Origin of the sequence: Lysinibacillus sp. S1, assembly GCF_044986265.1 — a bacterium.
Taxonomy (GTDB): domain Bacteria; phylum Bacillota; class Bacilli; order Bacillales_A; family Planococcaceae; genus Lysinibacillus; species Lysinibacillus capsici.
Genome location: NZ_CP173154.1, coordinates 1,356,203 through 1,380,922 on the forward strand (window position 1 = coordinate 1,356,203; position 24,720 = coordinate 1,380,922).

The window sequence follows — 24,720 nt, forward strand, 5'->3', positions numbered from 1 at the left end:
TTCCCCTAATAAAAAAGCTGTTCAGCAGATTATCTCCACTGAACAGCTTAATATTAGGCAATAACGGTTTCCGCTATGTTAGAAGCATGATCACCAATTCTTTCTAAATTACTCACAATATCCGCAAATACAATACCTGCTGAACCTGAGCAAACTCCTTCATTTAATCGCTTAATATGCAACTTACGTAAACGTCTCTCCATATTATCAATTTCATTTTCTTTTTCTATCACTTGCTGTGCTAAGGAAAGATCACGCTTATCAAGGGATTCAATAGACATTTTCACAGTTTCTAATGTAAAAACAAACATATCTTCTAACTCCTGCATCGCTTGTTGACTTAAACGAACGCGATTACTATCCTTGTATTGCAGAAGCTCAATTATATTTTCTACATGATCACCAATTCGTTCGATATCCCGAATATTTTCAAATAAAGCATGATGCACTTGGGAATCATGGGTTGATAGAGATTGTTTTGATAGCTCCACTAAATATTCCGTTGATTTGCGGTCTAAATTATTAATGGCTTCCTCCAATTGGCCGACCTTGCCGATTAACTTAGCATCATCCGTTTTCAAAATCGTTAACGTTTCTTCTAGACCTTGAATACTATACTCGCCCATGCGCACTACTTCCATTTTTGCTTGACCTAATGCCACTGATGGTGATTTGATAATCAAATTTTTATCCAAAAATTTTGGTTTGTATTCAATAACTGAATCTTCGCCTGGAATTAGTTTCGTTACGACATAAGCCCAAACACCTATGAACGGTAACTGAATGATTGTATTGATGACATTAAACGTTCCATGTGCAAAGGCTATTTGCATTTTCGGCTCTAAATTGAGCACCCCTGCAATCSATTCCACATAGTKYGYAAAKRATCCCMATRKGMKCATAAAGWTRWTTGTRCSMMMKACATTAAATAGTAAATGTGTGGCAGCTGCTCGCTTTGCTGCAATAGAAGCACCTAAAGCGGCTAGAATTGCTGTAATCGTTGTACCAATATTATCTCCAAACAAGACAGGTAATGCCCCGTGTAAAGTTATTAAATCTTCAGCATAAAGCCCTTGTAAAATCCCTACTGTAGCTGAGGAAGATTGAACAATCAGGGTGAATATCGTTCCTACTAATACCCCTAAAATCGGCACATCAGACATTTGTACAGTCAAATCTAAAAATGGTTGCCAATCTCTAAGTGGCTTCATTCCACCACTCATAAGCTCTAAACCAATAAATAAACCTGCAAACCCGAATAATACTTGTCCAATATTTTGAATGAAACYTWTCTTAAAGAAAAATAAGCATATCGCGCCCACTGCCATAATTGGATATGCGTAAGCACCTACATCTATTCCTATAATAAATGCTGTGATGGTTGTCCCAATATTAGCTCCCATAATAACGCCTATTGCTTGACGCAATTTCATAAGTCCTGCGCTCACTAGTCCAACAGTTATAACGGTCGTACCTGAACTTGATTGTATGAGAACTGTAACCACAATACCAACTAGTACACCCATCAATGGGTTTGTTGTAAATTTATCTAAAATATCTCTTAGTCGATCACCTGCAGCCTTCTGCAAGCCATCTCCCATAAATTTAATAGCGAAAAGAAATAAGCCTAACCCTCCAAGAAATTGGAAAATCATCTCCTGTACATTGATAGCCAATCCATTCAACCCTTTCCTTGTTGTCAGACTTTATTATTAATAGTTTTAAGCTAGCTGTACATATCATTTACAATGGATTAAATTAATGTTTACACGYCCTTTACAATTAGTCCAAAAAACGGACATATTCAAATCAAATTCAACAAAAAACAAACAAAAAAAACATGAAAAAATCTTCAATCAGATTTTTACATGTTTTCTTTTGACGACTGAATGCATTTCCATTAGGCTGTAATTAGACACTGAAGGGAGTTTTTTATGGATATTTTTATAGCTAGTAACCGCCAATTACCGATCCGCTACTATGTGCAGGAAGCAATTTGGATTCGACGTGGTGGCAGTATTAAGCTGCCAGATTTAACACTGCCATTTTTCGTTGAGGTAGAGATTAAAAATCAAWATAATTTACATATCATTGCAGATTATATTATGGACTTTCAACGACAATACAAGCATACTGAAATCCAATTATTAATCAGAAACACAGCTACCCTAGCAACCCTGCAAGACATGCTGTCACATCATACACAAACACAACATGCCATTACTATTCTTCCATTGTAGTCAGTTATGTAGCTGCTAACGGCAATGTGATAATAAAGTACAGTGTCTCATTTTTGTATTTTGCGTGAATCGTTCCTCCGTGAAGCTCCACTATACTTTTGGCAATCGCTAGTCCAAGCCCTGAGCCCTCGGTTACATTTGTTCTCGATTGATCTTTTTTATAAAATCTCTCAAATAAACTAGCAAGCTCCACCGATGTAAAGGCATCACTTTGATTCGCTACACAAATACGCACATGGTGTGCTTGTCCTTCAAGGGAAACCATAATTTTCCCTTCAGCAGTACTATAATTGATCGCATTGATGAGGAGATTATCAAAAACTCGTACAATCTTTTCCGAATCCAGCGCAGCAACAATTCGATTCTCTGGAAAATGTTTTATAAAAATACGTTGTTTCTCCTCTGCTAACGGTACTAATTCCTCCATTAGTTGTTCGAGCAGCTCATTTACACAAACTTGTTGTCGCATTAAAGTATTTTTATCATTCGTGAGCTTAGTATATTCAAATAAATCGTCTATTAAATTGTTTAATTGTTCGGATTTAGAAAAGGCTATTTTCAAATATTCGTCATATTGCTCTTTTGTCTCATACTTCTCTTCTCTTAATAAACGCAAATAACCCATGATTGAGGTAAGAGTTGTTCTAAGGTCACGTAAAACATCTGCATTAAGCCCGTTTCTTTGTTGCTCATTTTTCCTCTACATCTCTATTCTTGTCATAATTTCTCCTGCCATTTTATTWWCATTATYCGTTWGKGAWGCAMTTYTATCTTGKCYTTTTTTCTCAATACGAAAGGYTAAATTTCCTTTTGYGATTTMMAKAAYCCMCTCTGCTAATGCCTCAATTTGATTCATTTTGCGTTTTGTTATCGAGAAAAATGATACGATAAACAACATAACACCAATGAAAAAAGGTATGGGACCTTCATTCGTACTTGTGATGGCTTCTCCTTGTGGAAGTCCACTAACAAAGAAGTAATAATTTTTATCTTGTAAAGTTAGTGGCACTAATGTAGTAAACTCTTCACGAGAAGTTTCGATCATATGATAGGCATTTTCAAAAGGTTGATTCATTGTAAAGCCCATGACATGCCTTATTTCTTCATGCAAATCGATTTGTTGCTCTTTTACCTGCTTTGTTTTATATAAGATCTTACCTGCCTCATCTGTGACGACAATTTTGAATGCATTGTCCTCATTTTCTATTTTTCCATTTTCTTGATCGATCAATTCTCTTAATGCTTCAACACTATTTTCTTGGGTTGCCAATGCTGCTGTATCCTGTGCATGATAATACATCATCTTCATACTACCACTATAATCCACAATCACTGTCTCATTGTTATTCTCAAAAAATGGCACTACTGCACGTGCCACTAAAAAACTGCCAAGTGCACATAATAAAAACGTTGTAAATAGTTGAATACGAATGCTACGTTGAATATTATTTTTTATTTTCGCACCAATTTGCTTCAGAAACCTTGGGAACTTTAAAAGCCTAGAGAACTTTTTCAACTTTATACCCTACTCCCCATACGGTTTTAATATATTGTGGATTCCTTGGATTTGCCTCAATTCGCTCTCTAATTTTTCGAATATGTACCATTACAGTATTTTCCGATTGAAATGCTTCCTCTTTCCAAACTTTTTCATAGATTTGCTCTGCACTCATGACAATGCCAGGGTTACTAACAAGCAATTCCAAAATAGCAAACTCCCTAGGTGTCAGCTTTACTCTTTCATTGTTAACAAAAACTTCATGTGTCGCTGTATTGATACGTAAATCGCCAACTTCCAGCTCCTCTCTATTGCTGCTATGTAAGCCACTCATTTTCAGATAGCGACGGAGCTGTGATTTAATACGTGCAATTAGCTCTAACGGATTAAAGGGCTTAGTCACATAATCATCAGCACCTATCGTTAAACCACTAATCTTATCCATATCTTGAGATTTGGCAGTTAGCATAATAATAGGCATTTCTGCTATTTCTCTTACCTTCATACACATTTCAATGCCATTTACTTTAGGCATCATTAAATCCAATACAATTAAATGTACTTTATGCTTCTTTACTAACTGTAAGCCCTCTTCTCCATCACATGCCTCTAACACATGAAACCCCTCATTTTTCAAATAAATGCCTATCAGATTTCTTATCTCTTTTTCATCATCTACAATTAAAATTGTTTCATTACTCATCTAATCCCACCATTAATCAAATATTTTCCATTCATAATGCTCCTCCATTTTAGCTATTTTATTATTTTCCGTATATAAAAATAATAAATACAGCTAACAGTCACGATGAATAACCCAAAGTACATACCATATTTCGTAGCAATCAAAGAAATATATTCAATTTGACTGCCAAATAATAAACCTAGTGTAAAATAAATCAATGTCCAGACAAAGCCTGTTGTATAGGAAAATAAGGCATATGTTTTAAAAGACATATTATTCATTCCCACCAAGTAAGGGAGGATATGTCGAACAATTGGAATAAAGTAACTCAGGACTAATGCAAAGTGTCCATATTGATCTAACAATTCTTGTGATTTGGTTAAGTACTTTGCCTTTTTCTTTTTCACAAGTTTATCGAGTACACGATGACCAAATAGTTTTCCAAGTATAAATCCTAGAGAAAGCCCTGAAACAACGCCTAAATAAGTAAGTAAGAAAGATTTCCATATGATCAATTTTCCTAGCGACGATAGAAAACCACCACTCATGACAATCATTTCATCTGGTAGTGGCATGCCTATGATCCCTAGCCATAAACTAAAAAACAAAGCAAAATAGCCATATTGTTCAATAAATAATAAAAGATCCTTTAGCTCCATTAGCTGACCCTCGTATTTCCTAGCCTACAGCTCAATACATAGGCTGGTGGCATATTAATCCATACTTTCTCATGTGAAATATTCTGAAAATAGGTTTGAAAAAATGATTTTTTCACAAGTGAATATTGGAAAGTAATGAATTTTCCATTGTACAAACAATCCCTCACATTTTTTAAAATACAACACGATACTTCCGCCTTTAACGATGTAAATGGCAGTCCAGAAATAACATAATCTATTTTTTTGATATTCAAATCCGTCAAATATTGCTTCAAATTTTCTGCTGAACCATGGATCACTACAACATTGGCTACATGAGCAAATTGCCTACGCAGTTTCTCACAAAAAATCGCATTATGTTCAATGAGAACAAGTAATGTAGCTGGCTTTTTTCTTTTCACAAGCTCCTTTGTAAAGGCCCCCATCCCAGGGCCAAGCTCTATAATGCATTGAGCCGTCTCAAAGCAAATAGGTTGCACCATTTTATGCGCTAATTTCTTAGAACTAGGTGATATAGCGCCTATTGTTTTTGGATGCTTTATAAATTCAGTAAGGAAGGTGATGAGCTGCATTTAGTTGTCTCCTCGCTTTGCTTTCTTTATTGATGGTTTTAACTATAAAGAGACTTTCTTAAAGATTTGCAAGGAGAATTCTTAACTTTTTCTTAATAATTGACATTATTTAGCTAGTAGATCAACACGATCTCATACGGTGAAAACAAAAAAGTCGCTCATTTTCATTCATGAGTGACTTAATTGCTTGATTTCTATATTCATCTTCATTTTTCTTTTTACACTCTTCATCCCTAAATGCTCATAAAATTCAATTTCATTGGTATTGAACTCACACAATTAATTCTATAGATGTAGCCTCCTCCCCATTCTTTATAACGTTTAAGTAACCGTTTCCCCAAGATGATTGATCGCAATATAATCTTCATTTTTAGCTGTATCAATAGTAATGATCATATTTCCCTCTCTTCTTATAAAGGCATGGTCCTTTCTTATACGACTTATTGTAATTTTAATCTTTTACTCTATGTCTTATGATTCCAATATTAATCCCTCTTATAATTAATTGCCCTAAAACATAAAAATATGAAACAAAGATAATGGCTACATCTCTTCCAAAAGGCTTAAACCAACTTCCATCATCATCTATAAAAAAATGGCCTMMCATTAAAGACAAAGCAGTCATCAAAAAATTTAGGACAATGAACAAAGGTAGATGATCATTTCTAGATACTATGCCAACTCCAATAATGAAAAAAAGAAATAACGGAAATAAGAAGCTAGCCTCTTGGTTTGAGAGGTGGCTATTATACTCGTAAAAATGAAATAAAAACGGGAATGGAAATAGCGACAACATACTTTGAATACATCTTTTCATTTCAGCTTCACCTCCACAAAAATATAATATGATTATTTAAGTGTAATTTTACACTAATTATAATCTTTTATCTATAAAAAATAAAATGTATAGGATGGTAATTCTTCTGTATTAACTTCCTCCTGAACATCAGTACAATTTCCCTTAAGATTCATAAAAGATTAAAAGGTACTTCGTTCTAATGACTATTTCCTACATAAAATAGGCATACAATTGCTGCCAATCGAATAGAAACCTATATAGGGAACATTTAGTCATGGGAAAAATAAAGTGGGGTGTGTAAGGATGCTTAAAGTAAATGATACAAAAGAAATGGTACTTGAAATTGTGCAAGATGACCCATTGTTTGTGGCACTGCAACATACACCTTTAGAGGAAAACCTCTATAATGATGGGTATTTAGCAGAGATCGATGAATCGAAACACTATACAATTGCAGAAGTCGCGGGCTGGTTTGATATTACAGACGCCATGCTTCGCTACTATTTAAAACCATTTGAACAGTATATTTTTGACAATGTTTCGCCCAATACAAATAGCAATATTCGTTTAAACCTACCTGCTATATTGAGATTGCGCATGATTTTATTATTGAAGGATGAGTATCGTGTAAGGGGGATTAAATTATTGCTAGGTATTGATGATAACGGTCAGTTGCTGAAACACCAAATTACCGCAACGACCATGGATTCTGAGGATTTATCACATAAAATCGATTTGCTTGGAAACGTCCTACAGCAAATGATTCAAACAGKTCTTTTTCAGATTTTGMCGAATGAAGAGCAAGGGACATTACAAGTTAACATTAATCAGGACTTTCTTGACAAAAACATTCAACGTCTTTCGACCGATTCTATCCTTCAAGTGGAAGAAATTCAAAAAGAAACGTTGGAGCTAAAGCAGGAAAATGAGCATCTACAAAATCAAATTACCGAGCTGCAAGAAAATAGCGTGAAGGACATTGTCCAAAAGATTAGAGAGCGTCATATAGAAAATGAAATCGTTTCTACATTACGTACAGAAGCATTACAGCAATATTCCCAAAATCATAAAGTCGGTTTTTTCACCAAATTTTTCAAGTCCGCACAAATTGAAATGGACAAAGAGCAATTCGTTCTAAGCTATATTTCAAAGCATTTAGAATAACGTTTAGAAATTGCATTGAACAATTATTATGATAAGTAAACTGAAGCAATGGAGAGCATGAGTGAGACTATTGGAAATGGTCACAATCATGTTCTTTTTTATTTTCCCAAATCACATTGACCACAGTAGTCAATTTCTATATAATGGCATAAAATATGACGGAAAGGAGTAAAAAATTGTATCAAGCTTTTATGAATTTAACCGAAGAAAAGCGCCAAGCAATTATTAATGCTGCCTTAAGGGAATTTTCGCTCAATAACTATGCTACCGCTTCAACAAACAAAATTGTKAGCAATGCYAATATATCMAARGGCATTTTATATCACTATTTTGGTAGTAAAAAAAATTTATATCTTTTCTTATATGACGATACTCCTACTAAATTCTCCGTGGCACTTAATCGCCAAATTGATTTAGCAGAGTCTGATATTTTTAAGCGTTATGAACAGATCATGAAAATTAAAATTGATCTCATGAAGCAATATCATGCGCTGTTTGATTTTTTGAAAAAGGACTATGCTGAAACAAGCTCTGAGGTACGAGATGAACTAAATCATTACAATGCCGCTTTTCAAAAAAATGCTTATGTAACTGCATTCGAAGGAATTGATACTAGTTTATTCCGAGAAAATTTGGATATAAAAAAGGCAATTGATACTATTCAATGGGTAACAGATGGTATCAGTCATCGTTATGAGGAAAGATTAAAAGCGCATGTAGATAATCAAGAGCTCTTTAATGAATTAATCGAGCAATGCATGGAAGAGGCTAGTGAATATTTTCTATTTTTGAAAACATTATTGTATCAATAAAATGGGGTGAGTGACGTGTCCATGATTGAAGTAAACCATTTAACTAAAAAGTTTGGCGATTTTTATAGTATACAAAATGTTCATATACAAATTCCAAAGGGTGAAGTGTTCGGTTTTTTAGGACCAAATGRGGCAGGAAAATCCGCAACCATACGCCATTTAATGGGTTTTTTACAGCCAACTGAGGGCTCTTGTTTCATTAACGGTTTAAATTGTCGGGAGGCATCTGCAACCATCCAACAAGTTGTTGGCTATTTACCTGGAGAAATTGCGTTTATTGATAAAATGACGGGTAAGCAATTTATTCACTTTATTGCTAAGTTAAGAGGGATGAATGATTACACACATGCCGAGGAATTAATGCATTTCTTTGAATTAGATGCTTCTCGGCTCATAAAAAAAATGTCGAAAGGTATGAAGCAGAAGGTTGGTTTAGTTTGTGCCTTCATGCATCATCCCGAAATTGTCATTCTAGATGAACCTACTAGTGGTTTAGACCCGCTCATGCAAACCAAATTTATTGAATTCATTTTAGCTGAAAAGGACAAAGGAACGACCATTTTCATGTCCTCTCATATGATTGAAGAAGTAGAGAAAACTTGTGATCGTGTAGCGATTATTAATGCAGGTAAAATCGTGGCGACTGAAACCATTACAGATTTAAAGAAACGTAAATCTAAAAAATACATGCTTGAGTTTCAAGATGAGCAAGAGCTCACTCGCTTCCTTGATGAGGAATATGTACTTGAACGTATCTCTTCTACAAAAGTTATGATTACTATAATGGGAGACCTTCAAGCATTTCTCCATACGCTATCTAACTATAAAATTATAGACTTAGACGTTATTTCCCAGTCACTAGAAGATATTTTTATGCATTATTACGAAAGTGGAGGTGCTTAATCAGGCATTGTTTGTGATTCAAGCATTTGTTATTGGGATCTCTTAAACTATTCACYATRWWYWTYRKWSKASYAMKGCTATATATTGTCAGTGTAATTTATATGTATAACCCAGAAATGACGGATACACTAAAAAAATTAACAGAAACAATGCCTGAGATGATGGCAGCYKTWKRTATGRSNAKMATWSGYKMWACSTTRAWAGAATWTYWCTCCACCTATTTATATGGATTTTTATTAATGATTCTTCCTTTGGTATTTTCTATCATGTTAGCCAATAAGCTCATCATGGGCTATATTGATAATGGTTCGATGGCATACTTAATCGCTACACCGAATACACGTTTTAAAATTGTCTTTACACAAGCACTATTTTTGATCATCAGCCTTTTTACACTCCTTGCTGTTACTACGTTGGTCATGATTGTCTTTGCAGAAATATTATTCCCTAATGAGCTGGACATAACGGCCCTACTGCTGTTAAATTTCGGGCTATTTTTATTGCACTTTGCCATTAGTGGATTCTGTTTTCTTATGTCTTGCAGCACGAAAGATTTAAGAACATCCTATGCCTATAGTGCTGGCATTCCCATTGCCTTTTATCTGATTGAGGCACTGAGCAATATGGGTGGTTCACTAGACAAATTACAATACATTACAATCTATTCATTGTTCGATTCCGTTCAATTAATTCAACAAAATAGCTCTTGCTGGTGGATGCTAGGTACACTTTTCCTCATTGGCTTGCTTTGCTATAGTCTAGCAATTCGTTTTTTTGTAAAACGAGATTTACATCTCTAAATTTCTAGCCGCTACAGATCCAGTGCTGTAGCGGTTTTCATTAAATAGTACCTACTACATTTCCTAAAAAACGTATTAATCGAAAATGTAGAGCGACCATTTCTTCTACTGTTAAGTTCTCKTTCCCCTTGTCCAACCACTCCTGAATGACCCCTAAAATGGCAGATGCTATAAAGGCTTGTAAGTATTGTTGAAACTCTGGATCTTGTGCTTCCTTGCGTATAAGCGATAATCTGTCTAAAATATGACTTCCAAAGATCATTTTCACCTTTTGTGTAAAGCTAGGGCTCCCCTGCTCTCCTAATAACATACGAAAAGCTGGTGCATGCTCTTTTATACACGTTATCACCTTGATAAATGGCTGATAGAGTTGCCCCATTTTTAACGTTTGAAAAGCATCCAACGGCTGAACATGTTTGACATAGCGCTCTAACTCCATTAATAGCTCTTGCTGCAAATCCTCCATCACATCATATTTATCTGAATAATGTAAGTAAAACGTGCCACGATTAATTTCAGCTACAAACGCTAAATTCTTTACAGTCACACGCTCAAAGCCTACCTCCTCTACTTGTTGGATAAAAGCATTTTTAATGGCTTGCTTCGTTTCAAAATTCATTTTTTCATGTACAGACACATATTTCCCTCCCTTTACTTAACACTTGCTGATAAACTGTTGATTGTATTTGCTCACATGCTACCGTAAAATTTTTATCAAATCAACATTGTGTTCAGTGAAGGAGTGAGGACCATATGGGCAACCAGGCAATCTCTATTAAGTCTCTCGAAAAACGATTTCAACATAAGCAAGTTATTGCCCCCCTTTCTTTGGATGTTCCTAAGGGACAGTTAATGGGCTTACTCGGTCCGTCAGGCTGTGGTAAAACAACACTAATCAAAATGATTATGGGCATGCTGAAACCTGATAGGGGTACTATTCAAGTATTAGATTTGAATGTTCCTCATAAACAATTATTAAATGACATTGGCTATATGGCACAATCAGATGCACTTTATACAGATTTAACGGGAGAAGAAAATCTACATTTTTTTGCAAAGCTTTATTCACTATCTAAAGCGGAACGAATAGAAAGAGTAGCCTATGCGGCAAGCCTCGTTCGTTTAACAGATGACTTACGACAAAAAGTAGAAAATTATTCGGGGGGAATGAAACGTCGATTATCTCTTGCTATTGCCCTTATTCAAAATCCTAAACTACTCATTTTGGATGAACCAACGGTGGGGATAGATCCTGTCTTAAAAAAGGAAATTTGGCAAGAACTGATTCGTTTAAAAGATCAAGAACAAAAAACCATTTTAGTGACGACGCATGCGATGGATGAAGCGGAAAGATGTGATCAATTGGCCATGCTGAGAAGTGGACATATTATTGCACAGGGTACCCCACAAGAGTTAAAAGAACAATATCAAGCAAAAGACTTTGATGAGGTGTTTGTAAAAGCTGGAGGTGACGTTCAATGAGAATAGGTGCTATCATCACAAGAATCATCCAACAAATGAAAAGAGATAGACGGACACTTGCTTTATTATTTTTAGCCCCACTTCTTGTCTTATCCTTAATGTATTTTATTTTCAATAGTGAAGAGGCTTCCGTCACACTTGTGGTCTCTAATGCGCCCGCCCCATTGATCGACAAATTAAAAGAGACTGATTTTACCATTATCGTGGACAATGATTTTTCAAAAAAACAGCTACAAGATAAAGAGTATAATGGTTGGCTAGCAGTAGAGCAAAATGTTAGTAAGTTAACTTTATTAAATGATGATCCTTCTCTGGCAAAGGCTTTAATGATGCAACTTGCTCAAATCTTACAGCCTACACAAGCCTCTATAGGCAGTATGAAAACGGACTATGTTTATGGTGATCAGGATACGGCTATTTTTGATATATTTAGTCCTATGCTCATTGGCTTCTTTGTTTTTTTCTTTGTTTTTTTAATTACGGGCATTGCCTTATTAAAGGAGCGTACTTCTGGAACATTGGAGCGTTTACTAGCGACACCGATTAAACGTTCAGAAATTGTAGCAGGCTATATGGTTGGCTATGGTTTATTTGCGTTCCTGCAAACAATTATTATCGTCCTGTTTGGTATTTATGTGCTCGATATTGTCCATGTAGGCTCCATCTGGCTTGTCCTACTCATCAATATGATGGTTGCTCTTGTCTCGTTATCCTTAGGTGCGTTGCTATCTAGCTTTGCCGCTTCAGAATTTCAAATGATGCAATTTATTCCGCTTGTTATTGTTCCTCAAGTGTTCTTTTCGGGTATTTTCCCGCTGGATAGTATGGCGGAATGGCTTCAAAACATTGGGCGTATCATGCCTCTATACTATGCTGCGGACGCATTGAATGGTGTGATGTATAAAGGTTATTCACTTTCTGATATTATAGTGAATCTCAGCATTCTTGCTTGTTTTGCCATTGTTTTCATTACGTTAAATATTATCAGTTTAAAAAAATATCGTTCGTTGTAATCAATCCTTAAAAGTTCTGCTATTTAAAAAGCAGAGCTTTTTTATGTAACTGAAATAACTAAAAACAGGAAATATAACCAATTTAATTGAAGTGAATGGTCGATTTTCATTATAATTATTTTATGGAGAAGAATTATCCAAAAATAAAGGTGTGTGAAGATGACTACTATTTTGGAAGTACAAAACATCTGTAAACAATACAATGGGAAAAAAATTTTAGAGAATGTATCGTTTTCAATTGCGTCCAATCAAATCATTGCTCTAGTGGGGAAAAATGGTTCTGGAAAAAGCACTTTACTCAAGATTATTGCAGCATTCATTAAACCCGACAGTGGTTCTATTGTGAAGCATAAAACGTCTTTAAAAGTTGGCTATGTACCAGAAACAACTCCTTCTCATATTTTATTTACACCTCAAGAATATCTTTATCACATGGGCTGTATACGAGGTATGGCTAAAAAGCAGCTTTTGCAGAAGATAGAAGAATTACTTGAGATGTTTCAACTAAAAGAGGAAAAAGATACAAGGATTGTCCATTTCTCTAAAGGGATGAAGCAAAAGGTGATGATTATGCAGGCGATGCTAGAAGAAACTGATCTACTGATAATGGATGAACCATTGTCAGGACTTGATGCCAAGGCACAAAATGATTTCGAACAAATCTTAGCTAGAGTAAGAAGCAAAGGACTCAGTATCCTCTTAACCTGTCATGAAACCAAATTACTCGAAAACCTTGTAGACTCCGTTTTACTTATTCAAGAGAATACGATCATTCAGATAGAGGGTTTCGATCGCAATCCAACGCATCGATTAATTTTTGAGATTGCTAGCCTATCATTACTCGATGAAATCATACCTTCGATAGAGATTCAACAACAACAACTTTTAGTGAATGGACATTATGAAATAGTGACGATTGTTCCAGCAAAGGATTCAGATCAAATTTTACTGAAATTATTACAACACAATGCTTCAATTAAATATTTAGCTACTGTCCACTACAAAAAAGAACAATTCTCTTCTCATTTTTGAAAGGAGGAATCGAAAAAGATGAGCAGTTTAGTACGTTATCAATTGATAAATTATTTAAGAACCTATCAATACGTTCCACCTTTTACAATCTTCATTCTATGTCTTATCGTTAATTATACTTTTGTCCCTAATCCAATATTAGATAGTTATTCATTTACATCTCTTGTGCTCTTTTTTTTAATGGGCTGGTTTACTGTTACATTATTTCATGCTGAAGATGAAGGACAAAAAATGATTACTACCCTTCATACGAGAAAAACAATAGACTACAATTTAGGGATATTCATCATTTGTGGGCTGCTTGCCTTTAGCCTAAGCTGTGTTTCTGTCATCTATCCTATCCTAATAGAGGCATTTTTTGAGAAGCCCAAACTATTACATATTTTACTAGGTTTCTTGTCTCATTTTAGTTTATCGTTACTTGCCATTGCACTCACTGCTTTATTTACTAGGGAACTCGTGAAAAATAGGCGAAATACGTGGTGGGGTGTAATAGGCATCCTTATTATTTCTGTCGTGATCGCTACTTTAAAAGATTCTATTCTAACTGGACTTCTTTGGTTACTTCCTCCTCTTCATTTTTCATTAGAAATGATGAGTGTGGGCGATCAAATTGAAGTTATACCCAACGTTTTTTATTGGCAATACACATGGATTATAATCTATGCATTCCTTATCATTGTTTTGTTTTTTTTCCTAGTCAACCGAAGAAAATGATTTAGACATCTTACTAAGGAGAGATAGTATGTATGAGCAACGGGAACATCAAAGTACTAATTGTTGAAGACGAAAATGATATAGCTAATATTATAAGGGACTACTTAAGTGTTAATCAGTTTGATTCACATATAGCTGCCATTTTTGGCGGCTGGATTTCGACCAAAATAATTGCTAAAACGTCGCCTCGCATATTAATTGTTGAATAAATAAATTTGGCCCCTACTAGTTTAGGGGCCTCTCTTTAATCATTCAAAAAAATTCTCTTCAGATAGCACGACGATATTGTTTCTTCGAAGCAATGCCGTAGTTACTCCTTCGCCAGCTAATTTTGTTCCATTAAACGCACCGTTATAAATCTTTGMACTGCCACAGGATGGGCTATATTCCTTTAAAATGACATGAKTTGCCCCTACCTCAAGTGCTTTTTGTAAKGCTGCATAGGCTCCCTTCAGATATAAATCTGTGACATCTCGTCCAGAACTTTCAACCACTGTTGCGTTGCCATCAAGTACATCTTGTCCATTGCCACCTACAATTTCAGCCGGTTCGCGGGGCGTTGAAAAGCCTCCCATCAGCTCTGGGCAAATCGTGACAGCTTTATTTTCTAACACAAGCTTTTGTATTTTTTCATCTAGACTGTTTGTGCCATTATAACGAACATTTAAACCTGCTAAGCAAGCACTTATTAAAATCATCGTTTTCTCACTCCCTCTACTATCTTTATTCCACTATAACACGCATGCTACAATAATTATGAAGACCAAGGGAGGAGATAAAATGCCTGATCCTATTTTGATTTTACCTTATACAGATGAATGGGCTAAGGAATTTCATAGCATAGGCTGTCAATTAAGGGAGGCCTTAGGAAACATAGCGCTGAGAATTGATCATATGGGCTCAACTGCTGTAACAGGGCTAGCAGCAAAGCCTGTAATTGATATACAAATATCCGTCACATCGTTTACACCATTGGCAGCATTTAAAGCTCCATTAGAATCTCTAGGTTTAAGTTATCGAGCAGAAAATCCAGACAAGTCTAAACGCTATTTTCGAGAGGCTCCTGGAGATAGACGAGTACATATTCATGTTCGACAGGCTGGTAGTTGGGCAGAGCAGCTAGCCTTATTATTTCGAGATTTTTTGCGCCGTCATCCAGATTACTGTCGTCGCTATGAGCAGGTAAAATATGAATTGGCTAAGAAATACCTATATAATCGTCAACTTTATACAAAATCTAAAGAATCGATCATATGGGAAATTTTAAAACAAGCAAATCATTGGAGTCAGCAGACTGGCTGGTCTCCTGCCAATTCAGATAACTAAAGAAAAGGGAGGAACAAACTTGGCTGAATTTACAATTTGTTTTCTGAAGAAAGGTGATTATATCCTTTTATTGAATAGAGATAAGCCTCAGTGGATGGGCGCATGGAATGGTGTTGGTGGCAAAATTGAACAGGATGAAACACCATTAGCTGGTGCCTTACGAGAAATTAAAGAAGAAACAGGCATTACGGTTGAGGATATTACCTATAAGGGTAAGATTACMTGGACAGMTGGCGTTGTTAACTATGGCTGTATGTATGCGTTTATAGCGGAACTACCTGAATCTTTTCCATATGTAACACCGATAAAGGTTGCTGAGGGCATTCTTGATTGGAAGGAGCTTACTTGGATTTTACACCCTGAAAATGTAGGTATTGCGGACTTAAAATATTATTTACCTAAGATGCTCAATGAAACAACTAACTATGATTATATTTTTACATATCAAGACAAGAAATTAGTCAATATCTCTTCAGCACCAATTGAACAAACATCGACTGTCTAATAATAAATAAGCCTCGTCCATGCAATAGGTGCATAACGAGGCTTGTTTTTAGAATCTTGGTTGTGCAAAGCGCATTCTGCACATGGACCAATTTAAGCTTGTAGTTTGGATTTTATCATGTATTTCCCATAAGCTATCCACGATTCGCAATTCAACATTGCGCTCCAATAATGCTTTAGCTATATCATTGATCTCTGAGACATGGATGGGCATTTGTGTTAATTCACTCGTATAATAGCCCGCAATATCATCCTGTAAAGTGAATCCATTACTATCAAACTCATATAGGTAAAGACTTGTAGTTTTCAATACTTCCCACCACTTGTTTTCTATGACTACTACATGTGAAGCTTGATGTAGATATTGCTGTCTGTCCTGCTCTGTTGTTTGATCTCCTGCATGAAAGCAGACACGCGGACAATCTCTTGGCGTTAAATAGTTTGGCAGGCATCTTTCGTTGATTGCCCATACTAGCCCTTTTTTGGCATCTAAATCTGGTCGCTCAGGCAGTCGAGGATGAAAAATCATAATAGTAGGGTCTTCACTGACATGAAATAAACGCATCGGTACTTCTCCTTTATTTCTTTAATTTAAAAACAATAAAATCTGCACAATGCAAATCTTCCGCAAATTGAGGGTACTTCCTTAGCATGTCTTGTGATGGCTTGGGCTCTACAATAGTCTCAATAGTAAATCCAACTTGCCTAATTGCTTGCACATAGCTTGTTAATGTTCGGTGGTATAGAACTATTGGTGGGTCAGCATCTAGCTGGTGATACTCCCCTTCATAAAAATAACGTTGGACTTTCCAATACTGTTGATCTAGCTGCTCATGTCTCATCCATCCACTATTTGGTGTCACAAAGCATGGGTGTAAAATCGAAAAAATAAAAGTGCGATTAGGTTTTAATAATCGAAACATCTCACATAGAGCAGCCTGATAATCCTCTAAATCTTGGAGAACCATATTTGAAACAATACCATCAAATTGTTCATCTGCTAAAAAGGATAAATTTTCACAATTCCCGTGTAAAAATTGAATAGCTTCCTGCTGTGGTGTTCTTTCCATAGCAATGTCTAGCATTTTTTGTGAAAAATCAACAGCTGTTACTCTTGCACCCTTCTTTACCAGTAATCTGCTTAAATAGCCTTCTCCACATCCTGCATCTAATAGATGGTTTCCATCTACCTCACCTAGCAAAGAAAAGATAGTGGGATTTAACAGTATGACACGATGAATATCCCCCTGCTCATCGTAGTTTGCTGTATACCTTTCCGCATATCGATTCCAGCGTTGAATAGCTTGTTCTGTGTTCATTTACAGTCCCCATTTCAAAGTAAAATCGTAACGTTACGTCCTGTGTGCACTTGTCTATTTTTCCATATAAAGAAAAAAATATATAGACTTTTATTTTATTTTTTAATATCATGTAGATAGAGGCACGGCTTCTTTAAGTAAATGATAAAGCCAGAAATCCAAATAGGATCTCTGGCTTTTATGCGTTATATAGAAATTGTATGTTCAGCAACAGCTTCTTTTTTTACAGTTAGCCATCTACCAATTACCATAACGAGCAATGCAAGAAACACTATGACACCAGCAAATATAAGTGCTGCTTTATAGCTACTATAAACTTCAACCAGTTTTCCTGCGATAATCGGTCCGATAATTTGTCCAAAAGCATAAAAGGTTGTTAATAAAGAAACAACGAATCCGCTCTTTGTCGGGAATAGCTGTCGAGCATAGGAAGTAGTTAGCGTGACAATTCCTACAAAGGTTAGACCGAATAAAAAAGATGCTAATAAAACGCTCCATACCGTTTGTGCAAAAAMAGGTAACAGGATACCAACCACTTGCAGTATGTATGCCACAAACAAAATTTTTATAGCTGAAAACTTCTCTAATAAGACCGTCCAAACAGGAGCTGATGGAATAGBCGCGAGCCCCACAATGACCCAGCTATAGGAAGAGTAAGCTTGAAGAGAAGGAATATTATGAATAATATCGACTAAAAAAGTACCTGTAATAATATAGCCTAACCCCTCTAAACCATAGGATAAAATCAGCCATGGCATAAAACCCTTTGTCATTTTTGTATCAAGAGATTTCGTAACTTTTGTGATGTCCTGCACCACTAAACTTCTCCATAAATAAGAGGTAATAAATAAAAAAATCGCTGATAAAATTCCTAAGCCTAACCATGCACCCTGCCAAGCAAATCTTGCTTCTATAGCAGGTACACATAAACCTGAAATAGCAATCCCTAAGCCTATACCACTAAATACATAGCCAGACCATCGTGATAATGAATGCTTCGCCAAGTAATCCATAATAATACTCGATGTTAACACAAAAATAAGGCCCCCTGTAATGCCCGCAATTAAACGCAGAACTAGCCAAACACTATACACTTCTATTATGTCTCTTAATATAACAGATAGGACATTGGTAACAACACTTACCATTAAAACATTTTTACGTTGACGATAAATGAACCCTGCCCATAATGCGCCAATGAAATAACCAATATAATTGCTTGAAGCTAAAAAACCAGCCACTTCCAATGAAAACCCTACATCATGACGCATAAAGGGTAGAATCGGTGTGAAGGCAAATCGACTAATCCCCATAGCAACAACTAATAATAAAATTCCTCCAAAGACAATTCCTATATGTTGTCGATTCATGATGAACCCCCCTCTCATATATTCTACTGTAATTAAAAGGATACAGAGCGCAAATTAATAAATCTAATATATAATGTATATAAAAGCATAAAAAAAATTTATGAAAGGTGTAACGACATGAATTTACATGCTTTACGTTTATTTACAAAGGTGGCTGAACTCAATAGTGTTTCCAAAGCGGCACAGACACTTATGATAAGTCAGCCTGCTGTAACCATTCAAATTCGAAATTTAGAGAAAGAACTAGGCTTGACACTGCTAGAAGCCAAAGGTAGGGGCATTTCGCTAACACAAAATGGTACTTTTTTATACAAACAGGCACAGCGCTTATTTGATCTAGAAACTGATATTGAAAATAAAGTTGAACAGCTTAAAAATACGGGCAATGAAGAACTGCAAATTGCCTCCACGCATGTTCCCTCCCATTTTTTACTACCTAAATGGTTAGCTCAATTTAAACAAGTTTATCCAGCAACACATATTCATTTAAAGACCGCCAATTCCCAGCAAGTGATTGAGGATTTACTCCATTATAAAGCTGATTTAGCTTTTATCGTCAAAGAAGATGGACATCATGCTGATATTAATTATCAATTTCTAATGAATTTGGATTATTGGTTTATTGTGCCGTACAATCATCATCTGGCAGGTCAAACAGTATCGCTTGCAGAACTTATGCAGCAGCCCTTCGTCACAAGGGTACAAGGTAGTTCCACAAAAGAATACTTAAATGCMCTATGTAAAGTGCATAAAATTCCTCCACCGAAAGTAGGTTTACAACTAGACGGGATTAATGAATCCATACATGCCATTGCGGCAGGTTTTGGTACAATGCTAGCACCATCCATAGCAGCTTCTAGCTTTATTCTACAGCAGCAAGTTGCCCGCGTTTTTATTAAGGACATTGATATCCAACGACCGATTTACCTTTGTACAAGAAAAAATGAATTGCATCACTCCACATCCTTTAATAATTTTCTTCACATCATCAATGAATCGATCATATAGAAAGAAGGCACTCTCAAATAGATGCCTTCTTTTATTATCTATCAACGCTTGTCAAAGCTGTAAAAATGTAGTTAAAAAGGTGCATGCATTTCTTTAGTCATTATATTAATATTCGTTTTTTTGTAGACTTAATAGTTTTTATAGCCTATAATAATCCGTGTTATTATCAATAAACGAACATTAAGGTGGTTTTTATGTCTGAATATACGCGTATTTTCAAAGGAACAGCTTTTACTAGTAAATCTGCTACTGACGTTCACATTTTAAAGGATTATTTATTTTTCATTAATGCTGACGGTATGATTGTTAAAACTATCGCTCCCGAACAACCTGATTACCAACAACTATTAATTACATATCAAGATCAAAATAACTTCCATGCATTAGCTGAAGGCCAATATTTCCTACCGGGATTTGTCGATTTGCATGTACATGCACCTCAATGGGCACAATCTGGGACAGCTTTAGACATTCCTCTTTACGATTGGTTAAACACCTATACTTTCCCTATCGAATCAAAATTCTCCGATTTAGTATTTGCTCAAGAAGTTTATGAGGATTTAGTAAGCACACTACTTGCCAATGGTACAACTACATCATTATATTTTGCGACGGTCCATAAGGAGGCCAGTGTACTTTTAGCGAAAATCTGTGCTGAAAAGGGACAACGAGGATTAGTCGGAAAAGTGGTCATGGACGATCCTGAACAGAATCCTGATTTTTATCGAGATGAAAACACAAAAACCGCATTAGAGGATACGGAGGAATTTATTTTAGCTGTAAAAAATTTAGCCAAAACGACTAAACAGGGTGTTTACCCCGTTGTCACTCCTCGCTTTATTCCAAGCTGTACAGACGGTGCCTTAAAGGGCTTAGGTGAATTAGCTGCGAAGTATGATACACATATCCAATCACACTGTAGTGAAAGTGACTGGGAGCACAGCTACGTTAAAGAACGATTCAACAAAAATGATGCCGTCGCCTTACATAATTTTGGTTTGTTAGGTGAAAAATCTGTCATGGCTCATTGTAATTTCTTAAGCGATGAGGATGCCAGATTATTTGCTGAAACTGGCACTGCCATAGGTCATTGTCCAATCTCTAATGCCTATTTTGCTAACAGCGTGATTCCAATCGCCCGCTTTCATGCAATGGGCGTTGATATTGGACTAGGTTCAGATGTTTCAGGCGGATTTTCTCCAAGTCTTTTTGATAATGCAAGACAAGCTGTTATGTCATCGAGAATGCTAGAGGATGGTGTAGATACAACCATTTCCGCCGAAAAGCGTGGTATCCCAAATTCACGCATTACAATAAATGAGGCCTTCTATCTAGCGACAGCTGGTGGTGGAGAAAGCTTAAGTCTTCCAATTGGCCGTTTACAGGAAAACTATACATGGGATGTACAAATTATCGATACAAAAATTCCTACTGCTAGGCTTCCGATTTTTGATCCAAATGAAGATTTACACGATATATTCCAAAAAATCATGTATCTTGTACGCCCAGAAAATATCCGCGAGGTATGGGTGCAAGGAAATAAAGTTCATACGAGAGGCTAACCATTCTCTTATTCTCTAATAAAAATCTATCATTTTGAGGTGTACAACTTCGTGGAAACACAACATAGAAAACTAACTAATCAAACAAAACAAACACAATTAACCGTGTTACCAGATGAAAAAATTTCGTTCGGTCAGTCTGCTCTACTCGGTTTACAGCATGTTATGGCTATGGATGTTTATGTGGTGCCCTTTTTAATTGCCATGCTAATCGGTCTACAAACTGGTCAGGCAAGCGCCTTGATTCAATCAACCTTTATTGCAGCTGGGGTCGCGACGATTGTSCRAAMACATTKTTGTATGAAATTACCGATGGCACAAGGTCCATCCTATGTTCCACTTGGTGCCATTGTTGGGATCTATGCAGCAAGTGGTAGTGGTGATTTAGGTTGGAGTACTGTGCTAGGTGCTAGTTTAATTGGAGCCATTTTGGTTATTATTTTAGGCTATACAGGTATCTTCAATAAAATTGTCCAAACATTTATTCCACCAATTGTTGGTGGAACGATTATCTTTGTGGTTGGATTGTCCTTAATGCCTGTTGGTTTAAGTGATAATATTTTTAATGGTGCAGGCGCATCCATAAATCAAAACATTTATTTAGCACTTATCTCAGCATTCGTATTAATTATTTGTGTCATGTTAGGCACAGTCTTCCATCAAAAAGGACGTCTATTCCGAATTGCTTCTGTCATCATCGCCTTAATTGCTGGTAGTATTGCAGCAAATATCATGGGTGTTTTAGATTTATCTCCTGTATCGCAAGCCAAATGGTTTAGCATGCCACAAATTCCATTTGCAGATTTTAGTTTTAGCTTTAATTTTTCTGCTATTATCACAATGGTCATTATATATATTGTCTTAATGGCTGAAACAACAGGAACATGGTTTGCCATTAGCAATGTCATCGACCAACCTTTAACAAATAAACAAATTAACCGTGGTGTTGTTGGTGAAGGAATTGGCTGCTTTATTGCTTCTTTACTTGGCTCCACTCCTGTGACAGGTTATTCAACAAATGCAGGTGTTATCTCTATTACTGGGATTGCGAGCCGTCGTGTCTTTATAGCAGCAGGTATTTGGTTTATCGTCTTCGGCTTCTCTGGTAAATTAGCAGCACTCATCTCAGCAATTCCTTCAGCTGTTATTGGTGGTGTATTTGTGATCGTCTGCGGCATAATAGCCATTAGTGGTTTACAGGTCATGAAAAATGAACATATTGGTGAAAAGGAAATGTATGTCATCGCGATTCCTGTTATTTTAACGTTAGCATTGACATTATTGCCTAATGATTTCCTGTATTCCTTACCTACAACCGTGCAGTATTTATTTGGTTCGCCTATTGCAACCGCTGCGCTCGTAGCGATTTTCCTTAATAAAATTTTACCAAGCTCAAAATAGTAGCTATCTCAACGCACAGCATCTCTAGTCCATTCGGATTGCAGGTGCTGTGTCTATTTATTTTCTAAAATTCTGTTTCCTTTCCTATAAATCTGTTATACTAGAGTAAAAAAGTAGGGATTAAAATGGACTATGATGTCATAATAGTTGGTGCTGGCTCCATGGGGATGGCGGCTGGTTACTTTTTAGCAAAGGAAGGAAAAAATGTACTTATGCTAGATGCCTTTACTCCACCCCATGAAGAAGGTAGTCATCATGGGGATACAAGAATCATTCGCTTTGCCTATGGTGAAGGAGCTAGCTATGTACCTTTTGTAAAAAGAGCTGGCGAGCTTTGGCAAGAGCTAGAGTCTTTAGCAAATGAAAGCTTATTTTTACAAACTGGTGTAGTTAATATTGGAGAGCCAACATGTGCCTTCATTCAAAATGTGAAGGCTAGTGCTGCGCTCTATAATTTAGCGCTTGAACACTATTCACCTGCTGAAGCAATGAACAMATGGCCAGGGTTATTCTTGCCAAAAAATTTAGTTGCTTGCTTTGAACCTACAGCTGGTGTCCTTCGTGTTGAAGCATGTATCCAAGCCTATAAAAAATTAGCCTTGGAGGCGGGTGCAAGCCTCCGAACAAATGAAAAAGTATTGGCTATCCAAGCTGGTGTTATTGTACAGGTACAAACAGTACATAATAGCTATAAAGCAAAGCAATTAATAGTAACGGCGGGTGCATGGGCAACAGAATTATTACAAACAGTAGATGTGAGCATACCCGTCACACCAACGCGGAAAACCTTTGCATGGTTTGAGGCAGATAAGCAGCTGTATCGTGATGAAGTTTTTCCTGCCTATTGCTTTGAATTTGCCGATTCAACCTACTACGGCTTTCCAAGTATTGATGGAGCGGGGTTAAAACTTGGACGACACGATGGBGGTGABGTRDTTAAWCCMHACGACVCTCTACGTCCBDTTGATGCGTCTGATGMTGKTRACTTAMAAWACTTYAWTGATCAGTTTATGCCTCAGCATGGAACGCTTAAATACGGAAAAACATGTAAGTATTCGATGACACCAGATGAAGATTTCATCATCGACTTTTTACCTGAACATCAGAATATTGTGATTGCTGCAGGTTTTTCTGGTCATGGCTTTAAATTTAGTAGTGCCGTTGGAGAAGCTCTTGCAGATTTAATTATAGAAGGCAAAAGTAAACAAGATTTATCTACCTTTAAACTTAGTCGATTTTAGCAAAAAAGGATCGGTACAACGGTTAGTCGTTGCACCAATCCTTTATTTTGTTAACATCGTTTGAAACTCTTGCCAATCATATAAACGTGGAAGATTTACATGCTGGTTATAAGATTGATTCTTTAAGATTACCTTAGTTGTCACATCATGAAGTGTCTCAAGTACTGCTGGTTTATCATCTACATAAATATCTAAAGCAAGCTCTTTTATAATGGCTACCTTTTCTGCATCTTGCATGCCACAAAAAAAATGACCGTCTGTTATTGGAAAGCCCTGTGCCTCCATCCAAGCTTTTGTTTGCGCACAATATTGCTTTGGACGAGATGTAATATAGTAAATGTCATGTCCCTGCTCTGCTAAAGCTTGGAGGGCTTTTAAAGCACCATCAAAAGATGGACAGTCCGTAAAATAGATCTCTTCCAATGCGCTATTCCACAAGGCAGTTCCTTCCTCATCTGTTAATCCAAATGGTTCATGAATTTCTACTCGTTGTATCGCTTGAAAGGTTTCAAAGGAAACCTTTTTGCCAAGCTTTTTATTATAAAGTGAAAAGGCATGTGCTCGTAAATCAATTAATGTGTCATCTATATCAAAGCCAAACTTCATCTAGTTG

General features: G+C 36.3%; 27 protein-coding genes and 1 pseudogene. 16 read left to right on the plus strand and 12 right to left on the minus strand.

What is annotated here, in order from left to right:
• Positions 1-53: 53 nt before the first annotated feature.
• A complete protein-coding gene (locus tag ACHZEU_RS07125; protein WP_404804581.1) occupies positions 54-1,655 on the minus strand; it encodes a Na/Pi cotransporter family protein in 1,602 nt (533 codons plus the stop codon).
• 279 nt (positions 1,656-1,934) lie between these two features.
• On the opposite strand from ACHZEU_RS07125, the gene ACHZEU_RS07130 reads away from it, so the two are divergent.
• The gene (locus ACHZEU_RS07130; RefSeq protein ID WP_404804277.1) at positions 1,935-2,240 is read left to right on the plus strand and encodes a hypothetical protein; all 306 of its coding nucleotides are present in this window, start codon (positions 1,935-1,937) and stop codon (positions 2,238-2,240) included.
• A 4-nt stretch (positions 2,241-2,244) separates the two neighbouring features.
• On the opposite strand, the pseudogene ACHZEU_RS07135 reads toward ACHZEU_RS07130, so the two are convergent.
• From ACHZEU_RS07135 to ACHZEU_RS07155, 5 genes and pseudogenes are all read right to left on the minus strand, one after another.
• Positions 2,245-3,756: pseudogene (locus ACHZEU_RS07135) on the minus strand (sensor histidine kinase).
• A complete protein-coding gene (locus tag ACHZEU_RS07140) occupies positions 3,740-4,441 on the minus strand; it encodes a response regulator transcription factor (protein ID WP_048391196.1) in 702 nt (233 codons plus the stop codon). Before ACHZEU_RS07140 ends, ACHZEU_RS07135 begins: the two are co-directional and overlap by 17 nt.
• Positions 4,442-4,494: 53 nt before the next feature.
• Positions 4,495-5,082 carry a DedA family protein gene (locus ACHZEU_RS07145; RefSeq protein ID WP_048391197.1) on the minus strand — a complete coding sequence of 196 codons (588 nt, stop codon included), beginning with the start codon at positions 5,080-5,082 and terminating at the stop codon, positions 4,495-4,497.
• Complete coding sequence (locus ACHZEU_RS07150; RefSeq protein WP_048391198.1) at positions 5,082-5,654, minus strand: class I SAM-dependent methyltransferase; 573 nt, start codon at positions 5,652-5,654, stop codon at positions 5,082-5,084. Before ACHZEU_RS07150 ends, ACHZEU_RS07145 begins: the two co-directional genes overlap by 1 nt.
• Positions 5,655-6,105: 451 nt before the next feature.
• Positions 6,106-6,471 carry a hypothetical protein gene (locus ACHZEU_RS07155; RefSeq protein WP_404804278.1) on the minus strand — a complete coding sequence of 122 codons (366 nt, stop codon included), beginning with the start codon at positions 6,469-6,471 and terminating at the stop codon, positions 6,106-6,108.
• Positions 6,472-6,756: 285 nt separating this feature from the next.
• On the opposite strand from ACHZEU_RS07155, the gene ACHZEU_RS07160 reads away from it, so the two are divergent.
• The 4 genes from ACHZEU_RS07160 to ACHZEU_RS07175 all read left to right on the plus strand — a co-directional run bounded on the left by ACHZEU_RS07160 (position 6,757) and on the right by ACHZEU_RS07175 (position 10,132).
• Positions 6,757-7,617, plus strand: a complete 861-nt coding sequence (locus ACHZEU_RS07160; RefSeq protein ID WP_404804279.1) for a hypothetical protein — start codon at positions 6,757-6,759, stop codon at positions 7,615-7,617.
• A 176-nt stretch (positions 7,618-7,793) separates the two neighbouring features.
• Positions 7,794-8,429, plus strand: coding sequence for a TetR/AcrR family transcriptional regulator (locus ACHZEU_RS07165; RefSeq protein WP_404804280.1), 636 nt, complete (start codon positions 7,794-7,796; stop codon positions 8,427-8,429).
• 21 nt (positions 8,430-8,450) lie between these two features.
• Positions 8,451-9,332: an ABC transporter ATP-binding protein gene (locus ACHZEU_RS07170; RefSeq protein ID WP_404804582.1), complete on the plus strand. Its 882-nt coding sequence runs from the start codon at positions 8,451-8,453 to the stop codon at positions 9,330-9,332.
• A 176-nt stretch (positions 9,333-9,508) separates the two neighbouring features.
• A complete protein-coding gene (locus ACHZEU_RS07175) occupies positions 9,509-10,132 on the plus strand; it encodes an ABC transporter permease subunit (RefSeq protein ID WP_404804583.1) in 624 nt (207 codons plus the stop codon).
• A 40-nt stretch (positions 10,133-10,172) separates the two neighbouring features.
• Here ACHZEU_RS07175 and ACHZEU_RS07180 read toward each other — a convergent pair whose 3' ends face one another.
• Positions 10,173-10,769, minus strand: coding sequence for a TetR/AcrR family transcriptional regulator C-terminal domain-containing protein (locus tag ACHZEU_RS07180; protein WP_404804281.1), 597 nt, complete (start codon positions 10,767-10,769; stop codon positions 10,173-10,175).
• 116 nt (positions 10,770-10,885) lie between these two features.
• Between ACHZEU_RS07180 and ACHZEU_RS07185 the strand changes: the two genes are divergently transcribed.
• From ACHZEU_RS07185 to ACHZEU_RS07205, 5 genes are all read left to right on the plus strand, one after another.
• The gene (locus ACHZEU_RS07185; RefSeq protein WP_404804282.1) at positions 10,886-11,614 is read left to right on the plus strand and encodes an ABC transporter ATP-binding protein; all 729 of its coding nucleotides are present in this window, start codon (positions 10,886-10,888) and stop codon (positions 11,612-11,614) included.
• Complete coding sequence (locus ACHZEU_RS07190) at positions 11,611-12,627, plus strand: ABC transporter permease (protein ID WP_404804283.1); 1,017 nt, start codon at positions 11,611-11,613, stop codon at positions 12,625-12,627. Before ACHZEU_RS07185 ends, ACHZEU_RS07190 begins: the two co-directional genes overlap by 4 nt.
• Positions 12,628-12,786: 159 nt before the next feature.
• Positions 12,787-13,659: an ABC transporter ATP-binding protein gene (locus tag ACHZEU_RS07195; RefSeq protein WP_115673490.1), complete on the plus strand. Its 873-nt coding sequence runs from the start codon at positions 12,787-12,789 to the stop codon at positions 13,657-13,659.
• Between the two features lie 18 nt (positions 13,660-13,677).
• Entirely contained in the window at positions 13,678-14,376 is a 699-nt protein-coding gene (locus ACHZEU_RS07200; RefSeq protein ID WP_048391214.1) for a hypothetical protein, read from the plus strand.
• Positions 14,377-14,408: 32 nt separating this feature from the next.
• Positions 14,409-14,585, plus strand: coding sequence for a hypothetical protein (locus ACHZEU_RS07205; RefSeq protein ID WP_259949938.1), 177 nt, complete (start codon positions 14,409-14,411; stop codon positions 14,583-14,585).
• 39 nt (positions 14,586-14,624) lie between these two features.
• On the opposite strand, the gene ACHZEU_RS07210 is transcribed toward ACHZEU_RS07205, so the two are convergent.
• Positions 14,625-15,074: a DUF523 domain-containing protein gene (locus ACHZEU_RS07210; protein WP_404804284.1), complete on the minus strand. Its 450-nt coding sequence runs from the start codon at positions 15,072-15,074 to the stop codon at positions 14,625-14,627.
• 82 nt (positions 15,075-15,156) lie between these two features.
• On the opposite strand from ACHZEU_RS07210, the gene ACHZEU_RS07215 reads away from it, so the two are divergent.
• The gene (locus tag ACHZEU_RS07215) at positions 15,157-15,702 is read left to right on the plus strand and encodes a GrpB family protein (protein WP_404804285.1); all 546 of its coding nucleotides are present in this window, start codon (positions 15,157-15,159) and stop codon (positions 15,700-15,702) included.
• Positions 15,703-15,721: 19 nt separating this feature from the next.
• Complete coding sequence (locus ACHZEU_RS07220; protein WP_404804286.1) at positions 15,722-16,207, plus strand: NUDIX hydrolase; 486 nt, start codon at positions 15,722-15,724, stop codon at positions 16,205-16,207.
• A 48-nt stretch (positions 16,208-16,255) separates the two neighbouring features.
• Here ACHZEU_RS07220 and ACHZEU_RS07225 read toward each other — a convergent pair whose 3' ends face one another.
• The 3 genes from ACHZEU_RS07225 to ACHZEU_RS07235 all read right to left on the minus strand — a co-directional run bounded on the left by ACHZEU_RS07225 (position 16,256) and on the right by ACHZEU_RS07235 (position 18,895).
• Complete coding sequence (locus ACHZEU_RS07225) at positions 16,256-16,771, minus strand: DUF6886 family protein (protein ID WP_404804287.1); 516 nt, start codon at positions 16,769-16,771, stop codon at positions 16,256-16,258.
• Between the two features lie 13 nt (positions 16,772-16,784).
• A complete protein-coding gene (locus tag ACHZEU_RS07230; protein ID WP_404804288.1) occupies positions 16,785-17,525 on the minus strand; it encodes a class I SAM-dependent methyltransferase in 741 nt (246 codons plus the stop codon).
• A gap of 185 nt (positions 17,526-17,710) precedes the next feature.
• Positions 17,711-18,895, minus strand: a complete 1,185-nt coding sequence (locus ACHZEU_RS07235; protein ID WP_404804289.1) for a YbfB/YjiJ family MFS transporter — start codon at positions 18,893-18,895, stop codon at positions 17,711-17,713.
• Positions 18,896-19,012: 117 nt separating this feature from the next.
• On the opposite strand from ACHZEU_RS07235, the gene ACHZEU_RS07240 reads away from it, so the two are divergent.
• From ACHZEU_RS07240 to solA, 4 genes are all read left to right on the plus strand, one after another.
• The gene (locus ACHZEU_RS07240) at positions 19,013-19,903 is read left to right on the plus strand and encodes a LysR family transcriptional regulator (protein ID WP_404804290.1); all 891 of its coding nucleotides are present in this window, start codon (positions 19,013-19,015) and stop codon (positions 19,901-19,903) included.
• A gap of 194 nt (positions 19,904-20,097) precedes the next feature.
• A complete protein-coding gene (gene guaD, locus ACHZEU_RS07245) occupies positions 20,098-21,465 on the plus strand; it encodes a guanine deaminase (RefSeq protein ID WP_103117658.1) in 1,368 nt (455 codons plus the stop codon).
• A gap of 51 nt (positions 21,466-21,516) precedes the next feature.
• Positions 21,517-22,866, plus strand: coding sequence for a uracil-xanthine permease family protein (locus ACHZEU_RS07250; protein WP_404804291.1), 1,350 nt, complete (start codon positions 21,517-21,519; stop codon positions 22,864-22,866).
• A 125-nt stretch (positions 22,867-22,991) separates the two neighbouring features.
• Positions 22,992-24,107: an N-methyl-L-tryptophan oxidase gene (solA, locus tag ACHZEU_RS07255; protein WP_404804292.1), complete on the plus strand. Its 1,116-nt coding sequence runs from the start codon at positions 22,992-22,994 to the stop codon at positions 24,105-24,107.
• A gap of 42 nt (positions 24,108-24,149) precedes the next feature.
• Here solA and ACHZEU_RS07260 read toward each other — a convergent pair whose 3' ends face one another.
• Positions 24,150-24,713, minus strand: a complete 564-nt coding sequence (locus ACHZEU_RS07260) for a 5' nucleotidase, NT5C type (RefSeq protein ID WP_066036621.1) — start codon at positions 24,711-24,713, stop codon at positions 24,150-24,152.
• Between the last annotated feature and the right edge of the window lie 7 nt (positions 24,714-24,720).

Excerpts from the sequence above, each read along its gene's own strand:
- ACHZEU_RS07140 (WP_048391196.1), bottom strand. The coding sequence starts at position 4,441 with ATGAGTAATGAAACAATTTTAATTGTAGATGATGAAAAAGAGATAAGA.
- ACHZEU_RS07145 (WP_048391197.1), bottom strand. The coding sequence starts at position 5,082 with ATGGAGCTAAAGGATCTTTTATTATTTATTGAACAATATGGCTATTTT.
- ACHZEU_RS07150 (WP_048391198.1), bottom strand. The coding sequence starts at position 5,654 with ATGCAGCTCATCACCTTCCTTACTGAATTTATAAAGCATCCAAAAACA.
- ACHZEU_RS07185 (WP_404804282.1), top strand. The coding sequence starts at position 10,886 with ATGGGCAACCAGGCAATCTCTATTAAGTCTCTCGAAAAACGATTTCAA.
- ACHZEU_RS07190 (WP_404804283.1), top strand. The coding sequence starts at position 11,611 with ATGAGAATAGGTGCTATCATCACAAGAATCATCCAACAAATGAAAAGA.
- ACHZEU_RS07195 (WP_115673490.1), top strand. The coding sequence starts at position 12,787 with ATGACTACTATTTTGGAAGTACAAAACATCTGTAAACAATACAATGGG.
- ACHZEU_RS07200 (WP_048391214.1), top strand. The coding sequence starts at position 13,678 with ATGAGCAGTTTAGTACGTTATCAATTGATAAATTATTTAAGAACCTAT.
- ACHZEU_RS07205 (WP_259949938.1), top strand. The coding sequence starts at position 14,409 with ATGAGCAACGGGAACATCAAAGTACTAATTGTTGAAGACGAAAATGAT.
- ACHZEU_RS07215 (WP_404804285.1), top strand. The coding sequence starts at position 15,157 with ATGCCTGATCCTATTTTGATTTTACCTTATACAGATGAATGGGCTAAG.
- ACHZEU_RS07225 (WP_404804287.1), bottom strand. The coding sequence starts at position 16,771 with ATGCGTTTATTTCATGTCAGTGAAGACCCTACTATTATGATTTTTCAT.
- ACHZEU_RS07230 (WP_404804288.1), bottom strand. The coding sequence starts at position 17,525 with ATGAACACAGAACAAGCTATTCAACGCTGGAATCGATATGCGGAAAGG.
- guaD (WP_103117658.1), top strand. The coding sequence starts at position 20,098 with ATGTCTGAATATACGCGTATTTTCAAAGGAACAGCTTTTACTAGTAAA.
- ACHZEU_RS07260 (WP_066036621.1), bottom strand. The coding sequence starts at position 24,713 with ATGAAGTTTGGCTTTGATATAGATGACACATTAATTGATTTACGAGCA.